The 255-nt window shown below is 61.6% G+C and carries 1 protein-coding gene; it reads right to left on the reverse strand.

The features are described from left to right. Nucleotides 1-255 (reverse strand): protein kinase domain-containing protein (locus tag PZA18_RS24825; protein WP_407951224.1); only part of this gene is annotated, 255 nt, incomplete at both ends.

The raw sequence follows: 255 nt of genomic DNA on the forward strand, positions 1-255 counted from the left end.
GCGCATAAATATCACTTCGCTCGGTGGAAGGCTGCGCCCGCAGAATTTCCGGGGCGATATACAAGGCGGTTCCCTGCACCACGTCGCGATGCAAGGTCTGAGGCCCCTGCAAGCCCAGATCGCTGATGCCAAGCTCAATCAGCCGGGCCGGGTCACTCAGGCGCCCGCTGCCGAAATCTGCCAGCATGGCCTGCCAGCCCTCTCCCTGCGGGCGGATCAGGATATTGGCGGGCTTCAGATCTTTATGGATGACTG

The organism is Parachitinimonas caeni, from assembly GCF_030129945.1.
GTDB classification, from domain to species: Bacteria; Pseudomonadota; Gammaproteobacteria; order Burkholderiales; family Chitinimonadaceae; genus Parachitinimonas; species Parachitinimonas caeni.